Origin of the sequence: Streptomyces sp. NPDC050315 (assembly GCF_040655775.1) — a bacterium.
Classification (GTDB): Bacteria; Actinomycetota; Actinomycetes; order Streptomycetales; family Streptomycetaceae; genus Streptomyces.
In genome coordinates this window covers 1-24,390 of record NZ_JBFAKN010000004.1, presented here as the reverse complement: position 1 = coordinate 24,390, position 24,390 = coordinate 1, and the positions used below count along the sequence as shown (strand labels likewise).

The following is a 24,390-nucleotide window of genomic DNA, read 5'->3' as shown; positions in this document are numbered from 1 at the left end:
GGAGGTGAAGGCAATGGGGAAGCACGGAAAGAGCGGCGGCCGAGGCCGCACCAACTTCGAGAATCACGAGCTGGACGACATGATCGACCTGGTCGAGTCGGCGCGGCCCGGCGACATGATCGGTGTGGCCGATGCGCTCGGCCCCGTCTCCCAGCAGATCGCGCGGGCCGGCCAGGAGCTGATCGACCACCTCGACGGTGTGGAGTGGGAGGGCGAGTCGGCCAAGGCGTTCCGCGACTGGGCCAGGGACCTCGCGAAGAACACGCTGAAGCTGGGGGACTACGCGGCAGCCGTCGGCAAGGAAATGGGCAACGTGGGCACCGGGCTGGCCACGGTCCAGAAATCCATGCCCAGCCGCGCCGACGGCAAGGGCACCGAGACCAAGAAGATCCCGACGCCGGCCCAGGTGACCACCAACGACGCGTACGTCAAGGCGAAGGCCGCCGACCAGGCAAAGCACGAAGCCGCCCGCCACGAGGCGATCGTGCAGATGAACAAGCTGGGGTCGTACTACTCGGTGTCGGAGGAGGAGCTCGAACTGGCGAGCCAGGACGCGCCGACGTTCAGGCCGCCCAAGAACGGCTTGGGGGTTCCGAAGCCGCCGCCGGGAGCCGGCGAGGTGGGTGTCGGGGGCGGCGAGAGCATTGCCGGTGCGCCTGGATCGGTGAGTGGTGGCATCGGTGGCAGTTCATCGCCGCGGCACTCGCATGTTGCACCGGCTCCCGACCGCCAAGTGGGGACCGGCCTTGACAGTGTTGCTCCGTCGAAGGCGCCCGAGGCGGAGTCGTCGGTGCGTCCCACAACGCCTTCCCCCAACGGGCCATCAACGCCTCATGGTCCTACGGGGCCCCTGCCTACAGGGCCGCTGGGACCGGGTGGATTCCGTTCACCGGTCGGCAAGCAGCAGACGCCTCGTTTCACGGGTGGGCGCGTCGATCCCACTGGGCCAAATGGCCCGATGGGCCGTACCAATCCCTCGGCTCCCGTCCGTCCTGGCCCAGCCGGCCGACTGCCCGGAGAAACGGGGATTCCACGAACGGGAACTACCGGGCCGTCGCGCGTGGGCCGCTCTGACGGGATCGTCGGAGGCACGCCGACGCGTTCCGGGGGGCGCGCAGGTTCAGCAAGTATCCCGCGGGGAACCGTCGTCGGCGGCGAGCATAGTGCATCGGGACAAGGCGCTGCCGGTGGTACGGGCGGAGTGGCCAACCGTCGCCTCGCGTCGAATCCCGGCGGGGCTGTGGGCGCCACGCGGGGAGTCAATGGCGGTACCCGCCCTTCGAAGGACTTCACGCCGGGAGGGACGGGGCTCGTCAGGGGCGGCAACAGTACGCGTAATGCTGCCGGTTCGCCCCCTGCCTCGCGAACTCCGTCCGCGAGGCAGGAGACGGAACGCGAGGGTTCGGCACGGCCGGACTATCTCGCCGAGGACCGAGAGACCTGGACGGCACGGCGGCGCGACATCGTTCCGCCAGTAATCGACTAGCCCGGATGAGAAACAGGTATGACGATGTTGACAGGGCGATCCCGAACTGGGGGACCGTCGCGCTCGCTCCCCGGACGCTGGACGACCTTGCTGGTTGCCTCCTGCGCATGCTCCTTGGGGCTGGCTGGTGTAGCCCCGGCTGCCGCGGCGGAGGACGTACGTTCCCACCAGTGGTACCTGGACGATATGCAGGCCGATGACATGTGGAAGGTCAGCACCGGCCGGGGCATCAAGGTGGCGGTCATCGATTCCGGTGTCAATTCGTCTACTCCTGCACTGCGTGGCCAGGTTCTCCCGGGCAAGGACTTCACTGGAGTTGCCGGCGACGCGACAGACGACTATGACGGTCATGGCACGACCATGGCCGAGCTGATTGCCGGCCACGGGAAAAATGGCAGTCTGCAAGGCCTTGCTCCAGATGCCAAGATCATTCCTTATCGTGTGCCTTTCAGGGCCATGAAAGCGAAGTCGTGGTATAAGACGGATCCGATTGGCGACGCGATCCGGGCAGCGGCGAATAGCGACGCCAAGATCATCAATATGTCCTTCGGGGACAAAGAGACCTCAAGAGATGTCTACGATGCGGTCAAATACGCCGCAAGCAAGGGGAAGCTACTCATCGCCGGCAACGGCAATGACGGGCAGCGCAAGAACCCTAAGCTGTATCCGGCTGCGTACCCTGACGTTGCGGGAATCGCTGCAATCGACCAGACAGGTAGAGTCAGCGACTATTCCACCAGCGGCGACTACACCACGCTGTCCGCGCCCGGATCGAACGTTCCAAAGTGGTGCGACGAGTCGTTCAAGAGCTACTGCGAGGGCGACGGTACGAGTAACGCGAGCGCCATCGCCTCCGCCTCCGCCGCTCTCATTTGGTCCAAGCACCCCGAGTGGACGGCCAACCAGGTCCTGCGCGTGCTGATCGAGACCGCAGGGCGGGAGGCGAAGAGCGACAAGGCGAGTAAGTACATCGGTTACGGCGCGGTGCGGCCTCGTATGAATCTCCTGGAGGGCAAGGGTGACCCGGGCGACCCGAATCAGAGCCCGCTTTACACCAAGCCGCCGAAGTCGTCTTCCTCCAGTGCCGCGGAGCCTGCCGACGAGGGCAAGCCGAAAGACGCCAAGCCCGGCGACAAGGCGAGTGTTGCTGCCAACAAGGACGGTTCCGGCAGCGGCATGCTCTGGGGCGCGGTCGGTGTCGGCGTGGTGGTCGTGGCGGCCGGTGCATTCGCCTTCCTGCGGCGCCGACGCGCCTGACAACGTCGAACCCCGGGCCGGCACGACGAGCCAGCCCGAGGACCTCAGCGGGACAACAGAGAGAGGTAGGTCATGTCCGACAAGCAGCGGGTAAGTGCAGCACGGCTGCAGAAGCTCGAGAGCAATATCCAGCACGTGCTCGACTCCATGAACAACCAGGTCGGTGACCTGGAGCGAATGCTGGAGATGCTGAAGACCCAGTGGCGTGGTCTCGGTGCCGCTCAGTTCCAGAACCTTCAGACGGAGATCAATCAGCGTCACCGCAACCTGAAGAACCTGATGGGCCACGTCCAGGACGCTGTCGCTGCCACCCGTAAGGGCTCGGGCGCCAACGACGAGGCGATCCGTGCCTCGCTGGGCGGCATCGACCTCAACGGTTCCAGGGCCGGCGACGGAATGGTCGGTGCGGGTTCTTACCAGGAGAACTCACACAACGGTCAGTACGCCCAGGGTTCCAAGCTCAACGCGCTCTGATTCCCCCGGCGCGCTCGTCGCGTGCCGATGCTCAACGTCCCTGTGGACAGCACATATGAAGGAGGTCGGACGTGTCCTTGGACAATCTCGACGATATTGCAGTGTCCTACGGTTCGCTGCACAACGCCTCTGAAGGCATCAAGAAGAACGCCGAGCGTCTCCGTGGCGACATGGAGATGCTGCAGTCCGAGCTGAAGTCGGTCGTCGAATCCTGGGAGGGTGAGGCGCAGCAGGCGTACGCCCGGGTCCAGACGAACTGGGACAAGCAGGCTGACGAGCTCTTCAACGTCATGCTGAAGATCGCCGCCCAGGTCAACCAGGCCAGCGACGACTACCGGCACACGGACCTGAAGGGCCGGTCGTACTTCGACATCTGAGTGACGGCCCGGCACAGAGGCCGGCTTGAGCGGGGTGGGCATACGCGGGAGGTGCCCACCCCGCTTTCCTTCATCCGGGCCCGTGAGAGCGCCCCGCTAGCTGTTACCTGCAGGGGGTTGTTCGTGCAGCCGATTTCTCAGAGCCAGAGCGCCGACCGTAACGGCCGGCGTCAGAACTCTCCGTGCTCATGAGGGTGCGCCCGCGGCGTCGGACATCGTGGGATAGTGCTTCAGGTCCGGAGCGCCCTTGAGCGGGTCATTGGCGCACCCGAGTTCGCTCACCAGCTCGCGGGACACGGCGTTGAGGACCAGCAGCTGGTTGTCGCCCGAGTTCTCTTCGACCTGTCCGTTCTGCGGCATGCTGTTGTAGGCGTGGGCGGCAACGAGTCGATTTCCCGATTCCTTGGCGCCCGGCACGTCGCAGGGCAGGTAGATGTATGAGGCCTTGTCGCTCAGTGTTTGTCCGACAGCGTCGCCGAGGTTGTAGAAGACGGCATCACTCTGCGGACTGCTTGATTCCTTGAAGGAGAAGCGCTCGTCCCAACTGAAGTCGAATGTAATGCCGTTGTTGGCGTCTGTTGCCGGATAGACGCCACAAGCGCTCCGCTTACGGTCTTCCAAAGGAGCGGTCAGGTTCGACTTCATGTCCTTGGCGACCTTCGCAACGCCGGCGAAGTCCATGGACTTCATGTCCTTCGTGCCGGCCAGATCGATCAGAGCCTTGTGGGCTGCGCTGTCCTTGGCCACCCCGCATAGGCTGTCGGGCTTCGTCGACTGCCCGCCCGCCTCGGTGTCGTTCTCGGACGAGCACCCGGCCAGACCGGCTGCCACGGTGATGACGAGCGCTGGGATCAGAAGATGCCGAACCACTTGTCGTCTCCCTCTGGTTCGTACGGACCGCTTCCGGTTTCCTCGGCGAGTTTCTTCCCGTGGTTGTATCCGTCGCTGCCGTAGTTGGTCGTCAATTCGGTTTCCATCTGCTTACGCTCCAGTTCGGGCAGACCGGAGTTTTCCGCATAGATTTCGGCGGGGCGGTTGGCAATCAGGGTGCCCTGGTTGAAGTACTTGTTGGACGCCTCGTCCTTGGTGTCGTCCGGCTTGATCTCGTTGTCCTTCTCGTACTCTCCCCATTCCTGGCCGAACAAGGTGTTGAGGCCCTCGCTGGTCACGTCCTGCACGATGGGAGCGACCACGGCACCCGCGGGCGGAACGTACGCGCCCACAGCGGCGCCAACGCCGATGCCGACGCCGGCTCCGATCCACTCGCCACGCTTGGCCAACTTCTCGTTCGCCGCAGCGGCGTCCGCGTCCGCATCGCTGAAGACCTGGTTGACCATGGCCTGGTCGATGATTCCCTGCGTTTCCGCGCCGGTCCGGGAAGCGATGGCCGCGTCGGGGTAGAGCAGCTCGCCGCGTGCGCTGTAGGCCGGGGGATTGTTGAGCATGGCGCTGAGCGTGTACGTCTGCGAGGCAACGGTGACGGCGGCGTGGGCGTCCTTGTCCCGGGCGATCACGCTCAGGAAGTTGATGCCGTCATTCTTGCCAAGGTTGAGCGCTCCGGGGTATGCGGCCTCGAAGGGCGTGTCGGCCCGTTCCACCGAATTCTGCCCATGGGAGTACACGCTGTACTGGATGTCGTCGATGTACGCGGCGCCCATGCGGCCGAGACTGTCGGAGATGCCCTGCTGCTTGTTCATCAGGTCACTGTCGCCGGTGTAGGCAGAGACGACCTGCTGCATGACCGCGGCGGTCTGCTTGTCGCGGCGCTCGGACAACTCGTCCAAATGCGGAGTCTCGCCGTATGCGTAACCGGTCGTCGCCGACTCCAGCGCATGCCCCAAAGACTTGTACCCGTCGACGACCTTGCCCTCGCCCTGGAGTTCGCCGTCGGGGAACCATTCGCGGTTGTTGTCGCCGCCCTTGACCAGGTAGTTGAAGATGGAGTGGTGCTTTCCGTCGGCGCCTTCGAATTTGCTGTTGAAGAAGTCGGTGGAGGCTTCGGGGCTGTGGCCCAAGGACTCCATGAGGCCGGTCATGGGGTCGCTGCCGAAATCGTTCTTGGCGCCGAAGTTCAGCTGGCCGCGGTTGCGGGACCAGAGTTCTTCCGGGCTGATGCCGTTCTTCTCCTGCTGTTGGTTCTCGAAGTGCAGGAGTGACTTGCCGTACCTGTTGAGGAACTGGTCGTCGAAGTCGCCCTTGCGCATCAGATTGCTCATGATCTGGTAGCCGTAGGGCACATTCGTGCTGGTGTTGATCTGGAACTGGTTGTCGCCCAGTTTGATGACCGAGTTTTCCCAGTGGTGCATGGCCGGGCTGTCGGTGCGGGTGGCCGCGGCGAGGGTGAAGCTGAGGTTGTCCTGGAGCTTGGCGACGGCCTTCAGCCGGTCGGAGCTGGCCTGCGGGCCCATTCCGCCGCCCGGGTCGGCGATGTTCCGCCAGAATTCCAGGGTTTTCTTCGGGCCGAGTTCGGTGGCGAAGCGTTCGCCGAAGACCGGGTCGTTCTTGTGCTTGGCCAGGTAGGCGTTGAGGTGCGCCAGCTGCTTGTCGCTCAACTTGTCCAGGCTTGCGAGCTTCACCGCGGCGTCGGCATCCTTCGCGGCCGCCTTCTCGCCGGCCAGTGCGTCCTTCATGCTGTCGGCGCCGTCGGCGTTGAAGCCGTGCTTGGCGCCGTTGCGGTCCTGTTGCAGGGCCCAGTTGAGGGCGTCGTCGGCCTCGGTGGCGTCCTTGCAGGCGCGGGTGATGCGTTCCTGGAAGTGGGTGATGTCCTCGGCGTGCTTCCTCTGCGCCTTTTCGTAGTCCTTGTCGCCAGGGTTGCCCTTCGGGACGACGCGACCGCCTTCGGTGATGCGCAGGTCGGCGGAGTCACCGACCTCGGTGCGTACGGCTTCCAGGCGGCTCTTGGCGGACTTGAAGCGCTCCAGGGCGTCGTCGAGGAGGCCGTGGATGTCCTTCGCCTCGTCCGAAGCCGCTTTGAGCTGTTTCTCGACGAGATCGAATTTTTGGAAGGCGGCCTTTGCGGTCTCGCCCTTCCAGTTGGAGTCCTGCAGACCCTTCGTCACGGTCGTACGAAAGGCGGTGGCGGCTTTGTCAAATTCGCCGGGGAGTTTCTTCCACTTCTCGACGGCGGTGGAGAGGGCGGAGAGATGGGCGCCGATGACGGTGGCGTAGCTCAACATGGTCTGAATGGTCCGATCCGGGATTCAGGGCGACGTCGTGGGGAGCTGCGGGTGCCGGGCTGCGGCCGGCCCCGGTCACTCCTTCTTGCTGTCGCCCTTGCCCCCGCCCTCGTCAGGCTTCTGCTTGGCGGCCTGCGCGAGGTCCTGGGACTTGAAGGATTGGGCGGCGCTGCGCAGCTGGCCTGCCACGCCGTGTGCCAGGACGCCCTTGAGGTAGTCCATCTGGCCCTGCCAGCGTTCGGTGAAGGCGTCGATGCCGGTGGCCGACTCGAAGCCGTCGAGCCCCCTGCGGGCCGACTTGATCTCCTTCATCGCCGCGTCGTCGGCCGTGGCGAAGTCATGCCGTACGGTCATGGCGTTCTCCGCCCGCTTCGTCAGCACCGACGGTGTGACGTGCAGCTTCTTGCCGTCATCGGCCCCGCCGCCCCCGTTGGCACTCGCCAGACTCATCCGGGCGTTCTCTTGGCGGGACGCCGCGGCCTCGGCCTTGAGCGAAGCCCACTCGTCGTGGAAAGACATGGATGACCGCTCCCCCGTTTTCGGTTCTGTCCGATCAACGTATCAAGGGGCCGGGCGCGGATCCGGGCGTCCGGCCCCTTCCGGCTCAGTGCTCGGGCAGCCAGCCCAGCTGCACCAGTGGCGTGCCCCGCTTGCGGGAGACGAAGTAGCCACGGCCCGCGGGCAGCGGGTGGGGACGGACTCCGCCGAGGACATCGCCTTCGTTACGGTCGCCCGAAAGGACGACCCCCTGCGCGCCCAGTTCCTTGATGCGCTGCATGAAGGGCTCGAACATCGAGCGGGAGGCACCGGCCGAGCTGCGGGCGATGATGAAGCGGATGCCGATGTCCCGCGCGAACGGCAGGTTTTCGGTGAGCAGGGCCAGCGGGTTGCCGCTGGAGGTCGCGACGAGTTCGTAGTCGTCGACGACGATGAAGACCTTGGGCCCCGACCACCAGCTGCGGTCGCGCAGTTGCTGGGGCGTGACGTCGGGGGCCGGCGCGCGCCGGTTCATCAGGCCCTGGAGCGCCTGCATGTGGGCCTCCATGGAGTTCGCCATGGGCGCGTACTCCAAGAGGTGGGAGTCCGGTACGGCGCCGAGCAGGGAGCGGCGGTAGTCGCCGACCACGATCTTCGCCTCGTCGGGGTGGTACCTCTCGGAGATCTGCTTGGTCAGCAGCCGGAGCAGGGCCGTCTTGCCGGACTCGCTCTCGCCGAAGACGAGGAAGAACGGGTCGCTCTCGAAGTCGACGAAGACCGGCTGCAGGTCGGTCTCGTCGATACCGAACGCGATGCCGCGCTCGGGGAACTCGTGGCCCTTCGGGAGGTGGTGCGCGGGCAGTTCCCGGGGGAGGAGGCGAACGGCGGGGGCCGGCTGGTACTGCCAGTGCTCGGCCGCCGTACGGACCATCGCGGCAGTGCCGTCGGAGAGGTCCTCCGCGGCGCTGCTGCCGTCGATGCGCGGGAGCGCCGCCATGAAGTGCAGCTTTTCCGGCGTCTGCCCGCGTCCGGGCACGCCCGGCGGGACGTTGGCGGCGATCTTGCGGTCGAACTCGGAGTCCATGGTGTCGCCCAGCCGCAGCTCCAGCCGGTTCATCAGCTGGTCCTTGAGGGCGGCGCGGACCTCCATGTGACGCGAGGCGGCGATGACGACGTGAATGCCGTAACCGAGTCCGCGCGCGGCGATGTCGGAGACGATGCCCTCGGCGAACTCGTATTCGGCACGGAAGTTCGCCCAGCCGTCGATGACCAGGAAGACATCGCCCCACGGCTGGTCCCTGATCTCCCCGCGGGCCCGCTTTCGGCGGTACGTGGTGATGGAGTCGATGTCGTGGGCGCGGAAGTACTCCTCGCGGCGGTTGAGGATGCCGGCGACCTCGGCGACCGTGCGGCGGACGCGCTCGGGGTCCAGGCGGGAGGCGATGCCGCCGACGTGGGGGAGGCCAGCGACGGCCGACATGCCGCCGCCACCGAAGTCCAGGCCGTAGAACTGCACCTCGTACGGGGTGTGGGTGAGGGCGAAGGACGAGATGAGGGTACGGAGCAGCGTGGACTTGCCGGACTGCGGACCGCCGACGATCAGCATGTGTCCGGCGGCGCCGGAGAAGTCGCGGTACAGCGGGTCGCGGCGCTGCTCGAAGGGGCGGTCGACGAGTCCGAGGGGGACGATCAGGCGGCCCTGCTGCGCGGAGTCGGGGACGGTCAGCCCTCGGTCCTGGGTGGTGGTCAGGCCGGGCAGCAGTTCGTCGAGCGGCGAGGCCTTGTCCAGGGGCGGCAGCCACACCTGGTGGGCGGGCGTGCCGCGGCCTTCCAGGCGGCGGACGATGACGTCCAGGACGGTGTCGGCCAGCGCGTCGTCGTCGGCGGGGGTACGCGGTTCGGGTACGGCGGCCGGGTCGGGCTCGGCGTACTGGACGGGAACCGGCGCCGCGGTGAACAGGACCGGGCGGCGGGCGGCCGGAACCGGGCCCGAAGGAGTGGAGGCACCCGAGCCGGCGGTGCGGTAGATGCCCGACACGTACGCCGCCTTGAAGCGCGTCATCTCGTCCGTACCGAACTTCAGGTAGCCGGAGCCGGGAACGGACGGCAGGTGGTATGCGTCCGGGACGCCCAGGGCCGCACGGGACTCGGCAGCGGAGAAGGTGCGCAGACCGATGCGGTACGAGAGGTAGGTCTCCAGGCCGCGGAGTCGGCCCTCCTCCAGGCGCTGCGAGGCGAGGAGGAGATGGACGCCCAGAGAGCGGCCGATGCGACCGATCTGGATGAACATGTCGATGAAATCCGGCTTGGCGGTAAGCAGTTCGCTGAACTCGTCGATGACCAGGACGAGGGAGGCGATGGGCTCCAGGGGAGCACCGGCCGCGCGGGCCTTCTCGTAGTCGTGGATGTTGGCGTAGTTGCCCGCGTCGCGGAGCATCTCCTGACGGCGGTTCAGCTCGCCACGGATCGAGTCCCCCATGCGGTCGACGAGGGTGAGGTCGTCCGCGAGGTTGGTGATGACCGCGGCGACGTGCGGCATGTCGGACATACCGGCGAAGGTCGCGCCGCCCTTGAAGTCCGCGAGGACGAAGTTGAGGGTCTCGGAGGTGTGCGTGACCGCGAGGCCGAGGACGAGCGTGCGCAGCAGCTCGGACTTGCCGGAGCCGGTGGCGCCGACGCACAGGCCGTGCGGGCCCATGCCGTCCTGCGCCGCCTCCTTGAGGTCGAGCATGACCGGCTGGCCGTCCTCGCCGACGCCGATCGGTACGCGCAGCCGCTCGGCCTGCGACCGGGGGCGCCAGGTCCGCTGGGTGTCCACGGACGCGGCGTCACCCAGATTGAGGAGATCGGTGAACTCGAGGTTGGCCAGGAGCGGGGCGTCCTCGTCCCCGCCCGCGCCCATTCGCAACGGGGCGAGCTGCCGTGCCAGTGCCTCGGCGGCTTCCAGGGAGAGACTGTCCGGGGTGCCCTCGTAGACGATGCCGCGGCCGGACTCCAGGCGCAGCGCGCCGGGGCGTGCGACGACCGACAGGCCACCGCGCGGGGCGCTCAGCTCGCCCTCCACGACCTCGACGACGGTGACGCCCTGCAGACCTTCGGGGGAGGCCAGGAGCGAGGTCGGCGGCACGTGCGCGCCGTCGAGCACCACCACTACGTGCGGGCTGTCCAGCAGTGGCCGGCCTTCGGGACTGAAGCGCGGGCGGCCCTCGAGGTGGGTCGCCAGCATCGTCTCCAGGTCGTACACGCTCTGGGAGATCATGCGCGGGGAGCCGGCGCCGTCGGCCGTGCCCGCCGCCTGCGCGTGCGGCAGCCACTTGACCCATTCCCAGCGGTCGGCCGCGTCCGCGCCGGTGGCCACCGCGATGACCAGGTCGTCGGGGGAGTGCAGGGCGGCCAGCGAGGCGACCATCGCGCGGGCGGCTCCGTACATGGAGTCGCGCTCACCGGAGACGGTCACGTGGTAGAAGGCCCGAAGCGAGACGGCCATCGGCAGGCCGTCCAGCGTGCTGTGCACCGACAGGAACTGCTGCATGGCGCCCGCCGTCAGCGGCTCCAGCTCGTCCACGGGCGCCGTCTCGGGGGCGATCAGCGGAGTCGCGAGCTGCTGCGCGCCGAGTCCCAGGCGGGCCTGGCCGAAGTCCGGGTCGCCGATGCGCCGTTCCCATACCCGGCTGCCCTCGGCCACCAGCGACCACAGCTGGTCGGGGGAGGGGTGGAGGTAGAACTGCGCGTCGCGCTGCTTGCCCGCCGTGGTGCGGACCTTGCGCCGGGTCTGGGCAAGGTACTTGAGGTAGTCGCGGCGGATGTCCGCCATCTGCCCCTGCGAACCGCGGCGGTAGCGGACGATCGCGGCGATGGCCATCGCGAGTGTCGACGCCATCATCACCATGCCCATGATGCGCATGAACGGCTGACCGCTGGTGAAGTAGAAGACCACCGAGCCACCCATGCCGAGCATCGGCAGGATCTGCATCAGCATGCCCTCTTGCTGTCCCCTGGGCAGCTCCGGCGGGGATTCGAGCTCCACCGGATCGGTGGGCACCTCCGCCGGGAGGGTTCGCGGCGGACGCTTCATGACGATCTGGCTCACCGACGTACCAATCCCTCTTGACGAACGGGACGCTTCGCTGCCGGCACCCCCGTGGCGACGGCCTCCGTCCGGTCAGGAGATCCTAGTGGGAAGTCAAGTGGCGAATGAGCGCTAGGGTGACGCGCGGTAGCTCCGCGCGACCGTGGGTCGCGACGCGTAGACCAAGATGAACTGACGCGTACACCAACGGAACTGAGGCGTGCATGCCGGGAACGAGGGGGACCAGCAGGTGAGTACGACGGCCACGACGACGGCCGCGGGGGTGTCCACGGGCTTCAGCCGGGTCACGATCGTCGCGCCGGACAGTCGTATCGATGTAGCACTCCCCGATGACATTCCGGCCGCGGACATCTATCCCGAGATCCTGCGGCTGAGCGGGCAGACGCCCGCCGAAGGCGCGCCCGTCGGCTACCACTTGGTGCGCCGGGACGGCAGCGTCCTGGACGGCGCCCGGTCCTTCTCCGCGCAGCGCATCCTCGACGGCGAGGTGCTCATCCTCCGCCCGTTCGGCGAATCGCTGCCGCCCGCCGTCTTCGACGAGGTGTCCGACGCGGTCGCGACCGCAGTCACCCGGGACCGCACGCTGTGGAGCGACGACCTGCTGCGGGTCGCCGGGCTCACCGGCGGCGGGGTGCTGCTGTCGGTGATGGCGCTCGTTCTGTGGTTCGCTGACCCGGTACGCCACGATATGCACGGCCTCGCGGGCATCCTGGCCGCGGTCGCCGGCGTGCTGCTCGTCGCACTGTCCGCCGTCCGTGCGCGGGTCTACAACGACCGGACCTCCTCGGTCGCCCTGGGGCTCGGCGCTCTGCCGCACGTGCTGATCGCCGGCTCCGGACTGCTGCCGACGGCCGACGGACAGGGCGTGGGACGGCTGCAGTTCCTGCTGGGCTGCGTCGCCGTCCTGATCGCCTCGGCGGTACTGATCGCCGCGTCACCGGGCGGTGGCGCGTCGTTCGTCGCCGCGGTCTTCGCCGCCGCCGTCGGTACCCTCGCGACCTTCGTCGCCATTCTCACCGATCTCCGCCCGGTCGACGTCGCGGCGATCTGCGTGCCGTTCGTCATCGGCGTCATCGCCTTCCTGCCGGGGCTTTCCGCACGGTTCGCGCGGCTGCCGATCGGTTACGAGCCGCCACGCACCGGCGGCTACGACGACCCGGATGTTTCCGCCGACGGTCCGGGCCCGGTCGACGCCGAGCGCATCGCCGCCCAGGCCCGCCGCGGCCACAATATGTTGGTCGGTCTCGTCGGGGGCTGCGCCGCGGTGCTGACCGTGGCGGCCGGGGTCCTGGGCTTCTCGGACTCCGCGTGGGGCCAGGGCCTCGCCCTCGCCGCCGGCCTGGGCATGCTGCTGCGTGCCCGGCTGTTCCGCTATACCAGTCAGGTCGGCTGCGCTCTGGTAGCGGGCCTGGCCGTCCTGGTCCTGCTCGCCGTGGGCCTGGCCCTGCATGCGCCGGTCGCGCTGCCGGACGCCCGGAATGCCTTCGACATCCGCATCATCTGGCTGACGGTCGCCATTGCTGCCCTGGGGGCCGCGCTCACCGCGGTCGGCCTCGTCGTCCCCCGCAAGGGCCTCACGCCGTTCTGGGGCCGCATGACCGAGCTCTTCGAGAACCTCGTACTGCTCTCGCTCATCCCGCTCTGCCTCGCGGTGCTGGACGTCTACGGCACAGTGCGCAGCATGACGGGCTGAGAGTCCGGGGCATTACCTTGGCCGGGCCTCGCCGCCGCGAGCAGCGTGCCTGCGTCGTGACCTACGGTAAGCACCGCTGGACCGCACCGTCCGCTACACCCGGTCAACCCCCACCCCCACCCCCTGCTACCCTGGCTGAGCCCGTCCGAGTAATCGAAGATCCTCTGTGAAGCAGACCAGAGGCGCTCGGTGGGGCTCAGAGGAAACTCAAGGAGTACCGCGTGTCGCTCGACGCCGCTACGAAGAAGTCGATCATGGCCGAGTTCGCCACCAAGGAGGGTGACACCGGTTCCCCCGAGGTTCAGGTCGCGCTGCTCTCGCGTCGCATCTCGGACCTGACCGAGCACCTCAAGACCCACAAGCACGACCACCACTCCCGCCGTGGTCTGCTGCTGCTGGTCGGCCAGCGCCGCCGCCTGCTGCAGTACCTGGCGAAGAAGGACATCACCCGCTTCCGCCAGCTGGTGGAGCGCCTCGGCATCCGCCGCGGTGCTGCGGGCGCCAAGTAAGACATCGTGAGGGGAGCGGTTCCCGGGGCCCGGGAGCCGCTCCCTTTGCCGTACGCGCGGACGGCCGCCGGCCGCGGCGTGTACACACCGGACGCTTCACCCGCCCCAAGGCGGGCGAAGCTTTGTAGTCTGGTGGCACAACGCAATAGCGAACGAGGTGGGGCGCCCATTCGCCGCCGGTCCTCGGTAGTGGCCCCCGGTGACGCGAGCAGCCCGTACGCCTGTCGCACAGGCCCGTACGGCCACCGCACCGGGAGCTTCGATCGAAGACCGGTCCGCACCCAGGCGCTCCCACCGAAGACGGTCCCCTGCCATACGGGCAGCGGACGCAGACGAGGAGATATTCCTGGTGGAGAACGAGACCCACTACGCCGAGGCCGTCATCGACAACGGCACCTTCGGCACCCGTACCATCCGCTTCGAGACGGGCCGCCTGGCCAAGCAGGCCGCCGGCTCCGCCGTGGCGTACCTGGACGACGACACCATGGTGCTGTCGGCCACCACCGCTTCGAAGAACCCCAAGGACCAGCTGGACTTCTTCCCGCTGACCGTGGACGTCGAGGAGCGGATGTACGCGGCCGGGAAGATTCCCGGTTCGTTTTTCCGTCGTGAGGGTCGTCCGTCCGAGGACGCGATCCTGACCTGCCGGCTGATCGACCGGCCGCTGCGCCCCTCCTTCAAGAAGGGCCTGCGCAACGAGATCCAGATCGTTGAGACGATCATGGCGCTCAACCCCGACCACCTGTACGACGTGGTCGCGATCAACGCCGCGTCCTGCTCGACGCAGCTGGCGGGCCTGCCCTTCTCGGGCCCGATCGGTGGCACCCGTGTCGCCCTGATCAACGGCCAGTGGGTCGCCTTCCCGACCCACAGCGAGCTCGAGGACGCCGTCTTCGACATGGTCGTCGCCGGTCGCGTCCTGCCCGACGGTGACGTCGCGATCATGATGGTCGAGGCCGAGGCCACCGAGAAGACCATCCAGCTGGTCAAGGGCGGCGCCGAGGCCCCGACCGAGGAGGTCGTCGCCGCCGGTCTGGACGCCGCGAAGCCCTTCATCAAGGTGCTGTGCAAGGCCCAGTCGGACCTCGCCGCCAAGGCCGCCAAGCCCACCGGCGAGTTCCCGATCTTCCTGGACTACCAGGACGACGTGCTGGAGGCCCTGACCGCCGCCGTCAAGAGCGAGCTGGCCCAGGCGCTGACCATTGGTGGCAAGCAGGAGCGCGAGGCCGAGCTGGACCGCGTCAAGGCGCTGGCCGCCGAGAAGCTGCTCCCGCAGTTCGAGGGCCGTGAGAAGGAGATCTCCGCGGCGTACCGTTCGCTGACCAAGACCCTGGTCCGCGAGCGCGTCATCAAGGAGAAGAAGCGGATCGACGGTCGCGGTGTGACCGACATCCGTACGCTCGCCGCCGAGGTCGAGGCCATCCCGCGCGTGCACGGCTCCGCGCTGTTCGAGCGCGGCGAGACCCAGATCCTGGGTGTCACCACGCTGAACATGCTCCGCATGGAGCAGCAGCTGGACACGCTGTCGCCGGTGACGCGCAAGCGCTACATGCACAACTACAACTTCCCGCCCTACTCGACCGGTGAGACCGGCCGCGTGGGTTCGCCGAAGCGCCGCGAGATCGGCCACGGCGCGCTGGCCGAGCGTGCGCTCGTGCCCGTGCTGCCGACCCGCGAGGAGTTCCCCTACGCGATCCGTCAGGTGTCCGAGGCCCTCGGCTCCAACGGTTCGACCTCGATGGGCTCCGTCTGCGCCTCGACGATGTCGCTGCTGAACGCCGGTGTGCCGCTGAAGGCCCCGGTCGCCGGTATCGCCATGGGTCTGATCTCGCAGGAGATCGACGGCGAGACGCACTACGTCACCCTCACCGACATCCTCGGTGCGGAGGACGCGTTCGGTGACATGGACTTCAAGGTCGCCGGTACGAAGCAGTTCGTCACCGCCCTGCAGCTCGACACCAAGCTCGACGGCATCCCCGCCTCGGTCCTGGCCGCCGCGCTGAAGCAGGCCCGTGACGCGCGTCTGCACATCCTGGACGTGATGAACGAGGCGATCGACGTTCCGGACGAGATGTCCCCGAACGCGCCGCGGATCATCACCGTCAAGATCCCGGTGGACAAGATCGGTGAGGTAATCGGCCCCAAGGGCAAGATGATCAACCAGATCCAGGAGGACACCGGCGCCGACATCACGATCGAGGACGACGGCACCATCTACATCGGTGCCGCCGACGGCCCGGCCGCCGAGGCCGCCCGTACGACGATCAACGGCATCGCCAACCCGACCATGCCGGAGGTCGGCGAGCGGTACCTCGGTACCGTCGTGAAGACGACCACCTTCGGTGCGTTCGTCTCCCTGCTCCCGGGCAAGGACGGCCTGCTGCACATCTCGCAGATCCGCAAGCTCGCCGGCGGCAAGCGCGTGGAGAACGTCGAGGACGTCCTCGCGGTCGGCTCCAAGGTGCAGGTCGAGATCGCCGAGATCGACCAGCGCGGCAAGCTCTCCCTGATCCCCGTGATCGAGGGCGAGGAGAACGAGGAGAAGAAGGACGACGCCGCCAAGTGACGTCCCGTACTTCCCGGACGACGGCCCGCACCTCTTCGGAGGGGCGGGCCGTCGCCCGTACCCAAACGCTTCTCAAGGGCGAGGGCGGCGCGGGCACCGTCCGCCGCACCGTCCTCCCCGGCGGCCTGCGCGTCGTCACCGAGACCCTGCCGTCCGTACGCTCCGTGACCTTCGGGATCTGGGCGAACGTCGGCTCCCGTGACGAGACACCGGCCCTGAACGGCGCCACGCACTACCTGGAGCACCTGCTCTTCAAGGGCACGGAGCGGCGCAGCGCGCTGGACATCTCCGCCGCGATCGACGCGGTCGGCGGCGAGATGAACGCCTTCACGGCGAAGGAGTACACCTGCTACTACGCGCGGGTGCTCGACGCCGACCTGCCGCTGGCCATCGATGTCGTCTGCGACATGCTCACCGGCTCACTGATCCGCCAGGACGACGTGGACGTGGAGCGCGGCGCGATTCTCGAAGAGATCGCCATGACGGACGACGACCCCGGTGACCTCGTGCACGACCTCTTCGCGCACACCATGCTCGGGGACAGCCCGCTGGGCCGTCCGGTCCTGGGCACCGTCGACACCGTCAACGCGCTGGATTCGGGCCGGATACGCCGCTTCTACAAGAAGCACTACGACCCGACCCGCCTGGTCGTCACCGCGGCCGGCAACGTCGACCACGCCAAGGTCGTCCGCCAGGTCCGCCGCGCCTTCGAGCAGGCCGGCGCGCTGGACCGTACGGACGCGGTGCCGACGGACCCGCGCGGCGGTACGAAGGCGATCCGCACGGCGGGCCAGGTGGAGGTGCTGGGCCGCCGGACCGAGCAGGCGCACGTCATCCTCGGCATGCCCGGAATGCCGCGCACCGACGACCGCCGCTGGGCCATGGGCGTACTGAACACCGCGCTCGGCGGCGGCATGAGCTCCCGCCTCTTCCAGGAGGTACGGGAGAAGCGCGGCCTGGCCTACAGCGTGTACTCGTACACGCAGGGCTTCGCGGACTGCGGCCTCTTCGGGGTGTACGCGGGCTGCCGCCCGAGCCAGGTGCACGACGTGCTGAAGATCTGCCGCGACCAGCTCGAAGACGTCGCCGAGCACGGCCTGGCCGACGACGAGGTCGAGCGGGCCATCGGGCAGCTGCGCGGCTCCACGGTCCTCGGCCTGGAGGACACCGGCGCGCTGATGAACCGCATCGGCAAGAGCGAGCTGTGCTGGGGCGACCAGATGTCGGTGGACGACATGCTCGCCAAGATGGCGGCCGTGACCCCGGACGACGTCCGCGAGGTCGCGCGCGATGTACTGGGGCGGCGTCCTTCGCTGTCCGTCATCGGACCGATGAAGGACCGGCAGACCGCCCGGCTGCACGAAGCGGTCGCCTGATCGCATCCGGCGGTCCCCGGACCGCGCCACAACCGTGAAGGAACAAGGACGATGAGCAAGCTGCGCGTGGCTGTGATCGGCGCCAAGGGCCGGATCGGCTCCGAGGCCGTCAAGGCGGTCGAGGCCGCCGAGGACATGGAGCTGGTGGCGGCGCTGGGCCGCGGCGACAAGCTGGACACGCTGGTCGAGGCAGGCGCCCAGGTCGCGGTCGAGCTGACCCACCCCGGCGCCGTCATGGGCAACCTCGACTTCTGCGTACGCAACGGCATCCACGGGGTGGTCGGCACGACCGGCTGGACCGACGAGCGCCTCGCGCAGCTGCGGACCTGGCTGAACGCGTCGCCGCAGGTCGGCGTGCTCATCGCGCCGAACTTCTCCATCGGTGCGGTACTGACCATGCAGTTCGCCCAGCAGGCGGCCCGCTTCTTCGAGTCCGTCGAGGTCGTCGAGCTGCACCACCCGAACAAGGCCGACGCGCCTTCGGGTACGGCGGCCCGTACGGCTCAGCTGATCGCGGACGCGCGGGAGAAGGCCGGCTGCGCGCCGGCGCCGGACGCCACGGCGACCGCGCTGGACGGCGCCCGCGGCGCGGACGTGGCGGGCGTGCCCGTGCACTCCGTACGGCTGCGCGGCCTGCTCGCCCACCAGGAGGTACTGCTCGGCGGCGAGGGCGAGACCCTCACCATCCGGCACGACTCCCTGCACCACTCCAGCTTCATGCCGGGCATCCTGCTCGGCGCGCGGCGCGTGGTGGACACTCCGGGCCTGACCATGGGCCTGGAGAACTTCCTCGATCTGGCCTGACGGTCAGCAGCGATAGGGCAGTACGTACAGTGCGCGCAAAGATCACTTACTTCGTCCTCGCGGCGGTCCTGGTCGTCTACTTCGTCCTGGTCGGCGAGCGCGGTGTCCTGCTCATCCAGCAGGGCACCCCGGTCACGGTCGTCTTCGGGATCGCTGTCCTGGTGCTGCCGGTGATCGGGGCGTGGTTCCTCTGGCACACCACCCAGTTCGCCCGCAAGGCCGGGCTGCTGGCGAAGGAGCTGGAGGCCGAGGGCGGGCTGCCCGTCGACGAGCTGAAGCGGACGCCGAGCGGCCGCGTCGACCGGGACGCCGCCGACGAGGTCTTCGAACGGCGGCGGGCCGAGGCCGAGGCGGCCCCGGAGGACTGGCGGGCGTGGTTCCGACTGGCGATCGCCTACCACGACGCGAGGGACACTCCGCGCGCGCGGAAGGCGATGCAGCGAGCCATTTCGCTGCATGACGGTAAGCCGGTACGGGCCGCCTGAGGGGCCCGTACTGAGGCGGCCCGTAGTCAGCCGCGGTAGTCCGCCGCCCACGCCTCCACGGTGTCGGCGGCGCGGTTGAATGCCCCGTCACGGGACAGGAAGTCGCCGTTGTGGTCGGTGAAGAGGATGCGCGGCTCGCCGTCGCCCGGGCCGCCCATCAGCAGCGCCTGGCCCTGGACCGTGCGCGGCAGGCCCAGCCAGCGGACCGGCTGCTGCACCGTACGGACCGAGGTGACGGCGCTCCACGGGAGCGTCGTCGTCCGTACGAGGTGTACCTGGCGCAGCCCGGCCGCGCTCACCCAGACGCCGATCCGTAGCAGCCGCAGCGCGCACGCGATGATCAGGGCGGCCACGGCCACGCACACCGCCGCACCGACCGGTGCCCCGGCCAGCCCGATGATCAGCGCGGAGAGCAGGACGAAGGAAGCGAGCAGCAGAAACACCGCCGCCGTCCCCACCCGCCACGGTCCTGGGCGGTAGGGACGGCGCCAGTGGTCACGCTCGTCGTACGGAAGGGGCGCCGGGTCTCCGGCGTCCCCGTCGAGGTCGCGGTCGGCCGTCAGGAAGGGCAGGGGCACGGCAGATCCTCACTCACGGCCCGTGTTACGCACGGGCACACGGTCGAAAGCTGTGACCGGTGAGGCTAGCGGCAGCAGGACGGCCGGAACCAATCCTGTGCCGGACCGCCGGGCCGCCCGCCCGAACGGCGCAACGCGCAGCCGGCTCAGCGGCCGTGCGCGGCCTCGGACTGATGGGTGGAATTCGGCCCGCCGACCGTGTCCTGCTGCAGGGCGGGCACGCCGAACAGCAGGGAGCCGGTCAGACCGGCGACTACGGTGAGACCCAGCAGCGTGCGGCCGAAGATCTGCGAACGGCTCGCCCGCTGGCGCGGCGGGGGCGTGACATTGCTGCGGAACCGGTCTGCCTCGGCGACAAAGGCGAACGGGACGGGCTCTCGCCGGCGGAACATGAGCGGGCTCTCCTAGGAACCTCGAAGTGGGCAGTGTCACATGGTTCAACGTCACAGGCATCCGAGAGGTGCCCGTTTTCCGTGACTTCTGTGAAAAATATCAACTGCTGCGGATGCAGTGTGCACCGGGGGGTCCCTTTTGCCGCATCGCGCCGCATGACGCCGCATTTCCGGGCTTGTCAGTGGCGGGCCGTAGGCTTGCGCACGCCGCAGCACGATGTACGAACGAAAGGACCGCCGGTGTCCCACACCCCCGCCGAGAGCGCCGAGAGCGCACCCCCCGCATTCCGCAGCGAGGTGACGGTCGAGCTGGTCAAGCACGCCGCCGGCGACGGCGACGTCCTGTGGGCGGCGCGGGTCTCCACCGCAGGTGAGCAGTCCCTGGAGGAGCTCCAGAAGGACCCCGAGCGCTCCAAGGGCCTGATCAACTTCCTGATGCGCGACCGGCACGGCAGCCCGTTCGAGCACAACAGCATGACCTTCTTCATCAGCGCCCCGATCTTCGTGTTCCGCGAGTTCATGCGGCACCGCGTGGGCTGGTCGTACAACGAGGAGTCCGGCCGGTACAGGCAGCTGGAGCCGGTCTTCTACGTCCCCGCGACCGACCGCAAGCTCGTCCAGCAGGGCCGCCCGGGCAAGTACGAGTTCGTCCAGGGCACCGAGGCGCAGCACGAGCTGGCGACTCGGACGATGGAGGACTCCTACCGCCAGGCGTACGCGGCGTATCAGGAGATGCTGGCGGCCGGTGTCGCCCGCGAGGTCGCCCGTTCGGTCCTGCCCGTGGGCCTCTTCTCCTCCATGTACGCCACCTGCAACGCACGCTCCCTGATGCACTTCCTGGGCCTGCGTACGCAGCACGAGCAGGCGAAGGTGCCGTCCTTCCCGCAGCGCGAGATCGAGATGGTCGGCGAGCAGATGGAGGCCCACTGGGCCAAGCTCATGCCGCTCACGTACGCCGCCTTCAACGCGAACGGACGGGTCGCTCCGTAAGGCGCGCGAGGGAGATCTCCGCGGCCCGACGGAGGGTCACGCCGGAAGGTGTCCGTATTGCGGCGTTTTGAGAAATTCCTCTACGCTGAAAACACGGATCCGGCACTGCCTGAACCCCCGAGCAGGCAGTGCCGGGTCCACATCCCGGCCTCCCCAGGGGAGCAACCAGCGGTGAGCTACGAGTAGCGTGGGACCCATGGCTCCGACTTCCACACCGCAGACCCCCTTCGGGCGGGTACTGACCGCCATGGTCACGCCTTTCACGGCGGATGGCGCTCTCGACCTCGACGGCGCGCAGCGGCTCGCCGCCCACCTGGTGGACGCCGGCAACGACGGCCTCGTCGTCAACGGCACCACCGGAGAGTCCCCGACCACCAGCGATGCGGAGAAAGCCCAGCTGGTAAGGGCCGTGGTCGAAGCGGTGGGGGACCGCGCCTTTGTCGTCGCCGGAGCCGGCACGAACGACACCCACCACAGCCTGGAGCTGGCCCGCGCCGCCCAGGCCGCCGGCGCGCACGGCCTCCTCGCCGTCACGCCGTACTACAGCAAGCCGCCGCAGGAAGGTCTCTTCCGGCACTTCTCCGCGATTGCCGACGCCACCGACCTGCCGGTCATGCTCTACGACATCCCCGGCCGCAGCGGCGTGCCGATCAACACCGAGACCATGGTCCGGCTGGCCGAGCACCCGCGCATCGTCGCCAACAAGGACGCCAAGGGCGACCTCGGCCGCGCCAGCTGGGCCATCGCCCGCTCCGGCCTCGCCTGGTACAGCGGCGACGACATGCTGAACCTCCCGCTGCTCTCGGTCGGCGCCGTCGGCTTCGTCTCCGTCGTCGGCCATGTCGTGACCCCCGAGCTGCGCGCCCTCCTGGAAGCCCACGTGACCGGCGACGTCACGAAGGCGAAGGAGATCCACCAGAAGCTGCTGCCGGTCTTCACCGGCATGTTCCGCACCCAGGGCGTCATCACGACCAAGGCCGCGCTCAGCCTCCAGGGCCTGCCCGGCGGGCCGCTGCGGCTGCCCCTGGTCGACCTCTCGCCCGAGGAGACGGACCAGCTCAAGGTCGATCTCGCCGCCGGCGGGGTAAGCCTGTAACACCAGACTTCACAACTGAATACGGCTCGCGCGACCGGACGGTCGTCACAGCTGAAGACAAACACCACAGCCACAACAGCAAGTGCACGAATGTCATGCGCGCCACGTGCCTCAAGGGCCCGTGGCGCGTGTGGTGAGGAGAGTCTTTTGAGTCATCCGCATCCCGAACTCGGCGCGCCGCCGCAGCTCCCCGAGGGCGGCCTGCGCGTCACCCCCCTCGGCGGCCTGGGCGAGATCGGCCGCAACATGACCGTCTTCGAATTCGACGGCCGGCTGCTGATCGTCGACTGCGGAGTGCTCTTCCCCGAGGAGGAGCAGCCCGGAATCGACCTGATCCTGCCGGACTTCTCATCGATCAGGGACCGCCTCGACGACATCGAGGGCATCGTGCTCACGCACGGCCACGAGGACCACATCGGCGCGGTCCCGTTCCTGCTCCGCGAGAAGCCGGACATCCCCCTGATCGGCTCCAAGCTGACCCTCGCCCTGATCGAGGCCAAGCTCCAGGAGCACCGCATCCGGCCGTACACGCTGGAGGTCATCGAGGGCGACCGCGAGCGCCTCGGCCCCTTCGACTGCGAGTTCGTCGCCGTCAACCACTCCATCCCGGACGCCCTCGCGGTCGCCATCCGCACCCCCGCGGGCATGGTCGTCCACACCGGTGACTTCAAGATGGACCAGCTCCCGCTGGACCGTCGGCTCACCGACCTCCCCGCGTTCGCCCGGCTCGGCGAGGAGGGTATCGACCTCCTCCTCTCGGACTCCACGAACGCCGAGGTACCGGGGTTCGTCCCGCCCGAGCGCGACATCTCCAACGTGCTGCGCCAGGTCTTCGCGACCGCCCAGAAGCGCATCATCGTGGCGAGCTTCGCCAGCCATGTGCACCGCATCCAGCAGATCTGCGACGCGGCGCACGAGTACGGGCGCCGCGTCGCCTTCGTGGGCCGCTCGATGGTCCGGAACATGGGCATCGCCCGTGAGCTGGGCTACCTGAACGTGCCCGCCGGCCTCGTCGTCGACGTCAAGACCCTCGACGACCTCCCGGACGACGAGATCGTGCTGGTCTGCACGGGCTCCCAGGGCGAGCCGATGGCGGCGCTCTCCCGGATGGCCAACCGCGATCACCAGATCCGCATCGTCCCGGGCGACACGGTGATCCTGGCGTCCTCCCTCATCCCGGGCAACGAGAACGCGGTCTACCGCGTGATCAACGGGCTCACCCGATGGGGTGCCAACGTTGTCCACAAGGGCAACGCCAAGGTGCATGTCTCGGGCCACGCCTCGGCCGGCGAGCTGCTGTACTTCTACAACATCTGCAAGCCGAAGAACCTGATGCCGGTGCACGGCGAATGGCGCCATCTGCGGGCCAACGCCGAACTGGGCGCGCTCACGGGCGTGCCGAAGGACCACATCGTCATCGCCGAGGACGGCGTGGTCGTCGACCTGGTCGACGGCGTCGCGCGGATCACCGGCAAGGTCCAGGCGGGATACGTGTACGTCGACGGCCTCTCGGTCGGCGACGTCACCGAGAGCGCCCTGAAGGACCGCCGCATCCTCGGCGACGAGGGCATCATCTCCGTCTTCGTCGTGGTCGACAGCACCACGGGCAAGATCACCGGCGGGCCGCACATCCAGGCCCGCGGCTCCGGCATCGACGACGCCGACTTCAACGGCGTCCTGCCGAAGATCGACGAAGCCCTGGCCAAGTCGGCCCAGGACGGCGTCATGGAGCCGCACCAGGTGCAGCAGCTCGTACGCCGCTGCGTGGGCAAGTGGGTGTCGGACAACTACCGCCGCCGCCCGATGATCCTGCCGGTCGTCGTAGAGGTCTGACGGCCGGTCCGACGGCCTGTCCGGCGCGCCGCCTGACGGTCCGTCGGATGCACATGTGGAGCGGGGCGCCCGGATTTGCATCCAGGAGCCCCGCTCCAGTACGTTTACGGCTCCGCCTGAGGGGAACCGGGAACGCCTACGCGTCCCGAGACCATCGGGCGCCCTCCTCCGAAAGGGGGACGGAAATCCGGCCCAGAGAAATCTGATAAAGTCGGATCAGCCGAAAGGCAAGGCCACTCCAAAGGCCACCGGAAACAAATTCGGACCGACAGCTTCTTCGAAAGCGGGAACGAAATCGGATCTGGTAAGGTTGGAACCGCGAAGAAGCCGAAAGGCCGAAACGCACCGGCGAAAATCGGAGCCGCAAGGATCTGATAGAGTCGGAAACGCAAGACCGAAGGGAAGCGCCCGGAGGAAAGCCCGCGAGGGTGAGTACAAAGGAAGCGTCCGTTCCTTGAGAACTCAACAGCGTGCCAAAAGTCAACGCCAGATATGTTGATACCCCGTCTCCAGCATCAGCTGGGACGAGGTTCCTTTGAAAAGTCCTTCCGCTTGGAAGGCGCACAGCGAGGACGCTGTGAACGACTGGACCTATTCCGTCCGGTCGTTCCGCTCTCGTGGTGTTCACCCCGATTACGGGGAAGCATTCACGGAGAGTTTGATCCTGGCTCAGGACGAACGCTGGCGGCGTGCTTAACACATGCAAGTCGAACGATGAACCTCCTTCGGGA

At 68.0% G+C, this 24,390-nt stretch carries 19 protein-coding genes and 1 rRNA gene; 14 read left to right on the top strand and 6 right to left on the bottom strand.

Annotated elements, in window-relative coordinates:
- Positions 1-13 precede the first annotated feature (13 nt).
- The 4 genes from AB0I82_RS15435 to AB0I82_RS15420 all read left to right on the top strand — a co-directional run bounded on the left by AB0I82_RS15435 (position 14) and on the right by AB0I82_RS15420 (position 3,594).
- Positions 14-1,486: a hypothetical protein gene (locus AB0I82_RS15435; protein ID WP_363257770.1), complete on the top strand. Its 1,473-nt coding sequence runs from the start codon at positions 14-16 to the stop codon at positions 1,484-1,486.
- A gap of 186 nt (positions 1,487-1,672) precedes the next feature.
- The gene (locus AB0I82_RS15430) at positions 1,673-2,743 is read left to right on the top strand and encodes a S8 family serine peptidase (RefSeq protein WP_363257769.1); all 1,071 of its coding nucleotides are present in this window, start codon (positions 1,673-1,675) and stop codon (positions 2,741-2,743) included.
- Positions 2,744-2,815: 72 nt separating this feature from the next.
- Entirely contained in the window at positions 2,816-3,217 is a 402-nt protein-coding gene (locus AB0I82_RS15425; protein WP_363257768.1) for a WXG100 family type VII secretion target, read from the top strand.
- Between the two features lie 71 nt (positions 3,218-3,288).
- Positions 3,289-3,594: a WXG100 family type VII secretion target gene (locus AB0I82_RS15420; protein WP_351597680.1), complete on the top strand. Its 306-nt coding sequence runs from the start codon at positions 3,289-3,291 to the stop codon at positions 3,592-3,594.
- Positions 3,595-3,780: 186 nt separating this feature from the next.
- Here AB0I82_RS15420 and AB0I82_RS15415 read toward each other — a convergent pair whose 3' ends face one another.
- The 4 genes from AB0I82_RS15415 to eccCa all read right to left on the bottom strand — a co-directional run bounded on the left by AB0I82_RS15415 (position 3,781) and on the right by eccCa (position 11,337).
- The gene (locus AB0I82_RS15415) at positions 3,781-4,464 is read right to left on the bottom strand and encodes a hypothetical protein (RefSeq protein WP_363257767.1); all 684 of its coding nucleotides are present in this window, start codon (positions 4,462-4,464) and stop codon (positions 3,781-3,783) included.
- On the bottom strand, positions 4,446-6,770 hold the full coding sequence (locus AB0I82_RS15410; protein ID WP_363257766.1) for a hypothetical protein: 2,325 nt from the start codon (positions 6,768-6,770) through the stop codon (positions 4,446-4,448). The genes AB0I82_RS15415 and AB0I82_RS15410 overlap by 19 nt, the downstream gene beginning before the upstream one ends.
- A gap of 75 nt (positions 6,771-6,845) precedes the next feature.
- A complete protein-coding gene (locus AB0I82_RS15405; RefSeq protein ID WP_363257765.1) occupies positions 6,846-7,289 on the bottom strand; it encodes a hypothetical protein in 444 nt (147 codons plus the stop codon).
- Between the two features lie 85 nt (positions 7,290-7,374).
- Positions 7,375-11,337, bottom strand: coding sequence for a type VII secretion protein EccCa (gene eccCa / locus AB0I82_RS15400; RefSeq protein WP_363257764.1), 3,963 nt, complete (start codon positions 11,335-11,337; stop codon positions 7,375-7,377).
- Positions 11,338-11,566: 229 nt separating this feature from the next.
- On the opposite strand from eccCa, the gene eccD reads away from it, so the two are divergent.
- The 6 genes from eccD to AB0I82_RS15370 all read left to right on the top strand — a co-directional run bounded on the left by eccD (position 11,567) and on the right by AB0I82_RS15370 (position 18,770).
- Positions 11,567-13,030 (top strand): type VII secretion integral membrane protein EccD, encoded by a 1,464-nt coding sequence (gene eccD, locus AB0I82_RS15395; protein WP_363257763.1) that lies wholly within the window; start codon positions 11,567-11,569, stop codon positions 13,028-13,030.
- A gap of 221 nt (positions 13,031-13,251) precedes the next feature.
- Complete coding sequence (rpsO, locus tag AB0I82_RS15390) at positions 13,252-13,539, top strand: 30S ribosomal protein S15 (protein ID WP_363257762.1); 288 nt, start codon at positions 13,252-13,254, stop codon at positions 13,537-13,539.
- A 349-nt stretch (positions 13,540-13,888) separates the two neighbouring features.
- The gene (locus tag AB0I82_RS15385) at positions 13,889-16,105 is read left to right on the top strand and encodes a polyribonucleotide nucleotidyltransferase (RefSeq protein ID WP_363257761.1); all 2,217 of its coding nucleotides are present in this window, start codon (positions 13,889-13,891) and stop codon (positions 16,103-16,105) included.
- Positions 16,102-17,481 carry a pitrilysin family protein gene (locus AB0I82_RS15380; protein WP_363257760.1) on the top strand — a complete coding sequence of 460 codons (1,380 nt, stop codon included), beginning with the start codon at positions 16,102-16,104 and terminating at the stop codon, positions 17,479-17,481. Before AB0I82_RS15385 ends, AB0I82_RS15380 begins: the two co-directional genes overlap by 4 nt.
- Positions 17,482-17,532: 51 nt before the next feature.
- Complete coding sequence (dapB, locus tag AB0I82_RS15375; protein WP_363257758.1) at positions 17,533-18,285, top strand: 4-hydroxy-tetrahydrodipicolinate reductase; 753 nt, start codon at positions 17,533-17,535, stop codon at positions 18,283-18,285.
- Positions 18,286-18,314: 29 nt separating this feature from the next.
- Positions 18,315-18,770 (top strand): tetratricopeptide repeat protein, encoded by a 456-nt coding sequence (locus AB0I82_RS15370; RefSeq protein ID WP_363257756.1) that lies wholly within the window; start codon positions 18,315-18,317, stop codon positions 18,768-18,770.
- Positions 18,771-18,796: 26 nt separating this feature from the next.
- On the opposite strand, the gene AB0I82_RS15365 is transcribed toward AB0I82_RS15370, so the two are convergent.
- Positions 18,797-19,348 carry a hypothetical protein gene (locus AB0I82_RS15365; protein ID WP_363257755.1) on the bottom strand — a complete coding sequence of 184 codons (552 nt, stop codon included), beginning with the start codon at positions 19,346-19,348 and terminating at the stop codon, positions 18,797-18,799.
- A gap of 146 nt (positions 19,349-19,494) precedes the next feature.
- Entirely contained in the window at positions 19,495-19,740 is a 246-nt protein-coding gene (locus AB0I82_RS15360) for a hypothetical protein (RefSeq protein WP_363257754.1), read from the bottom strand.
- A gap of 240 nt (positions 19,741-19,980) precedes the next feature.
- Here AB0I82_RS15360 and thyX point away from each other — a divergent pair, with 240 nt between their 5' ends.
- The 4 genes from thyX to AB0I82_RS15340 form a co-directional block, all read left to right on the top strand.
- A complete protein-coding gene (gene thyX / locus AB0I82_RS15355) occupies positions 19,981-20,730 on the top strand; it encodes an FAD-dependent thymidylate synthase (RefSeq protein ID WP_363257753.1) in 750 nt (249 codons plus the stop codon).
- Between the two features lie 196 nt (positions 20,731-20,926).
- Positions 20,927-21,826 (top strand): 4-hydroxy-tetrahydrodipicolinate synthase, encoded by a 900-nt coding sequence (gene dapA / locus AB0I82_RS15350; protein ID WP_363257752.1) that lies wholly within the window; start codon positions 20,927-20,929, stop codon positions 21,824-21,826.
- A gap of 147 nt (positions 21,827-21,973) precedes the next feature.
- Entirely contained in the window at positions 21,974-23,659 is a 1,686-nt protein-coding gene (locus AB0I82_RS15345) for a ribonuclease J (protein WP_363257751.1), read from the top strand.
- A gap of 646 nt (positions 23,660-24,305) precedes the next feature.
- A 16S ribosomal RNA gene (locus AB0I82_RS15340) occupies positions 24,306-24,390 on the top strand; the annotation flags it as partial.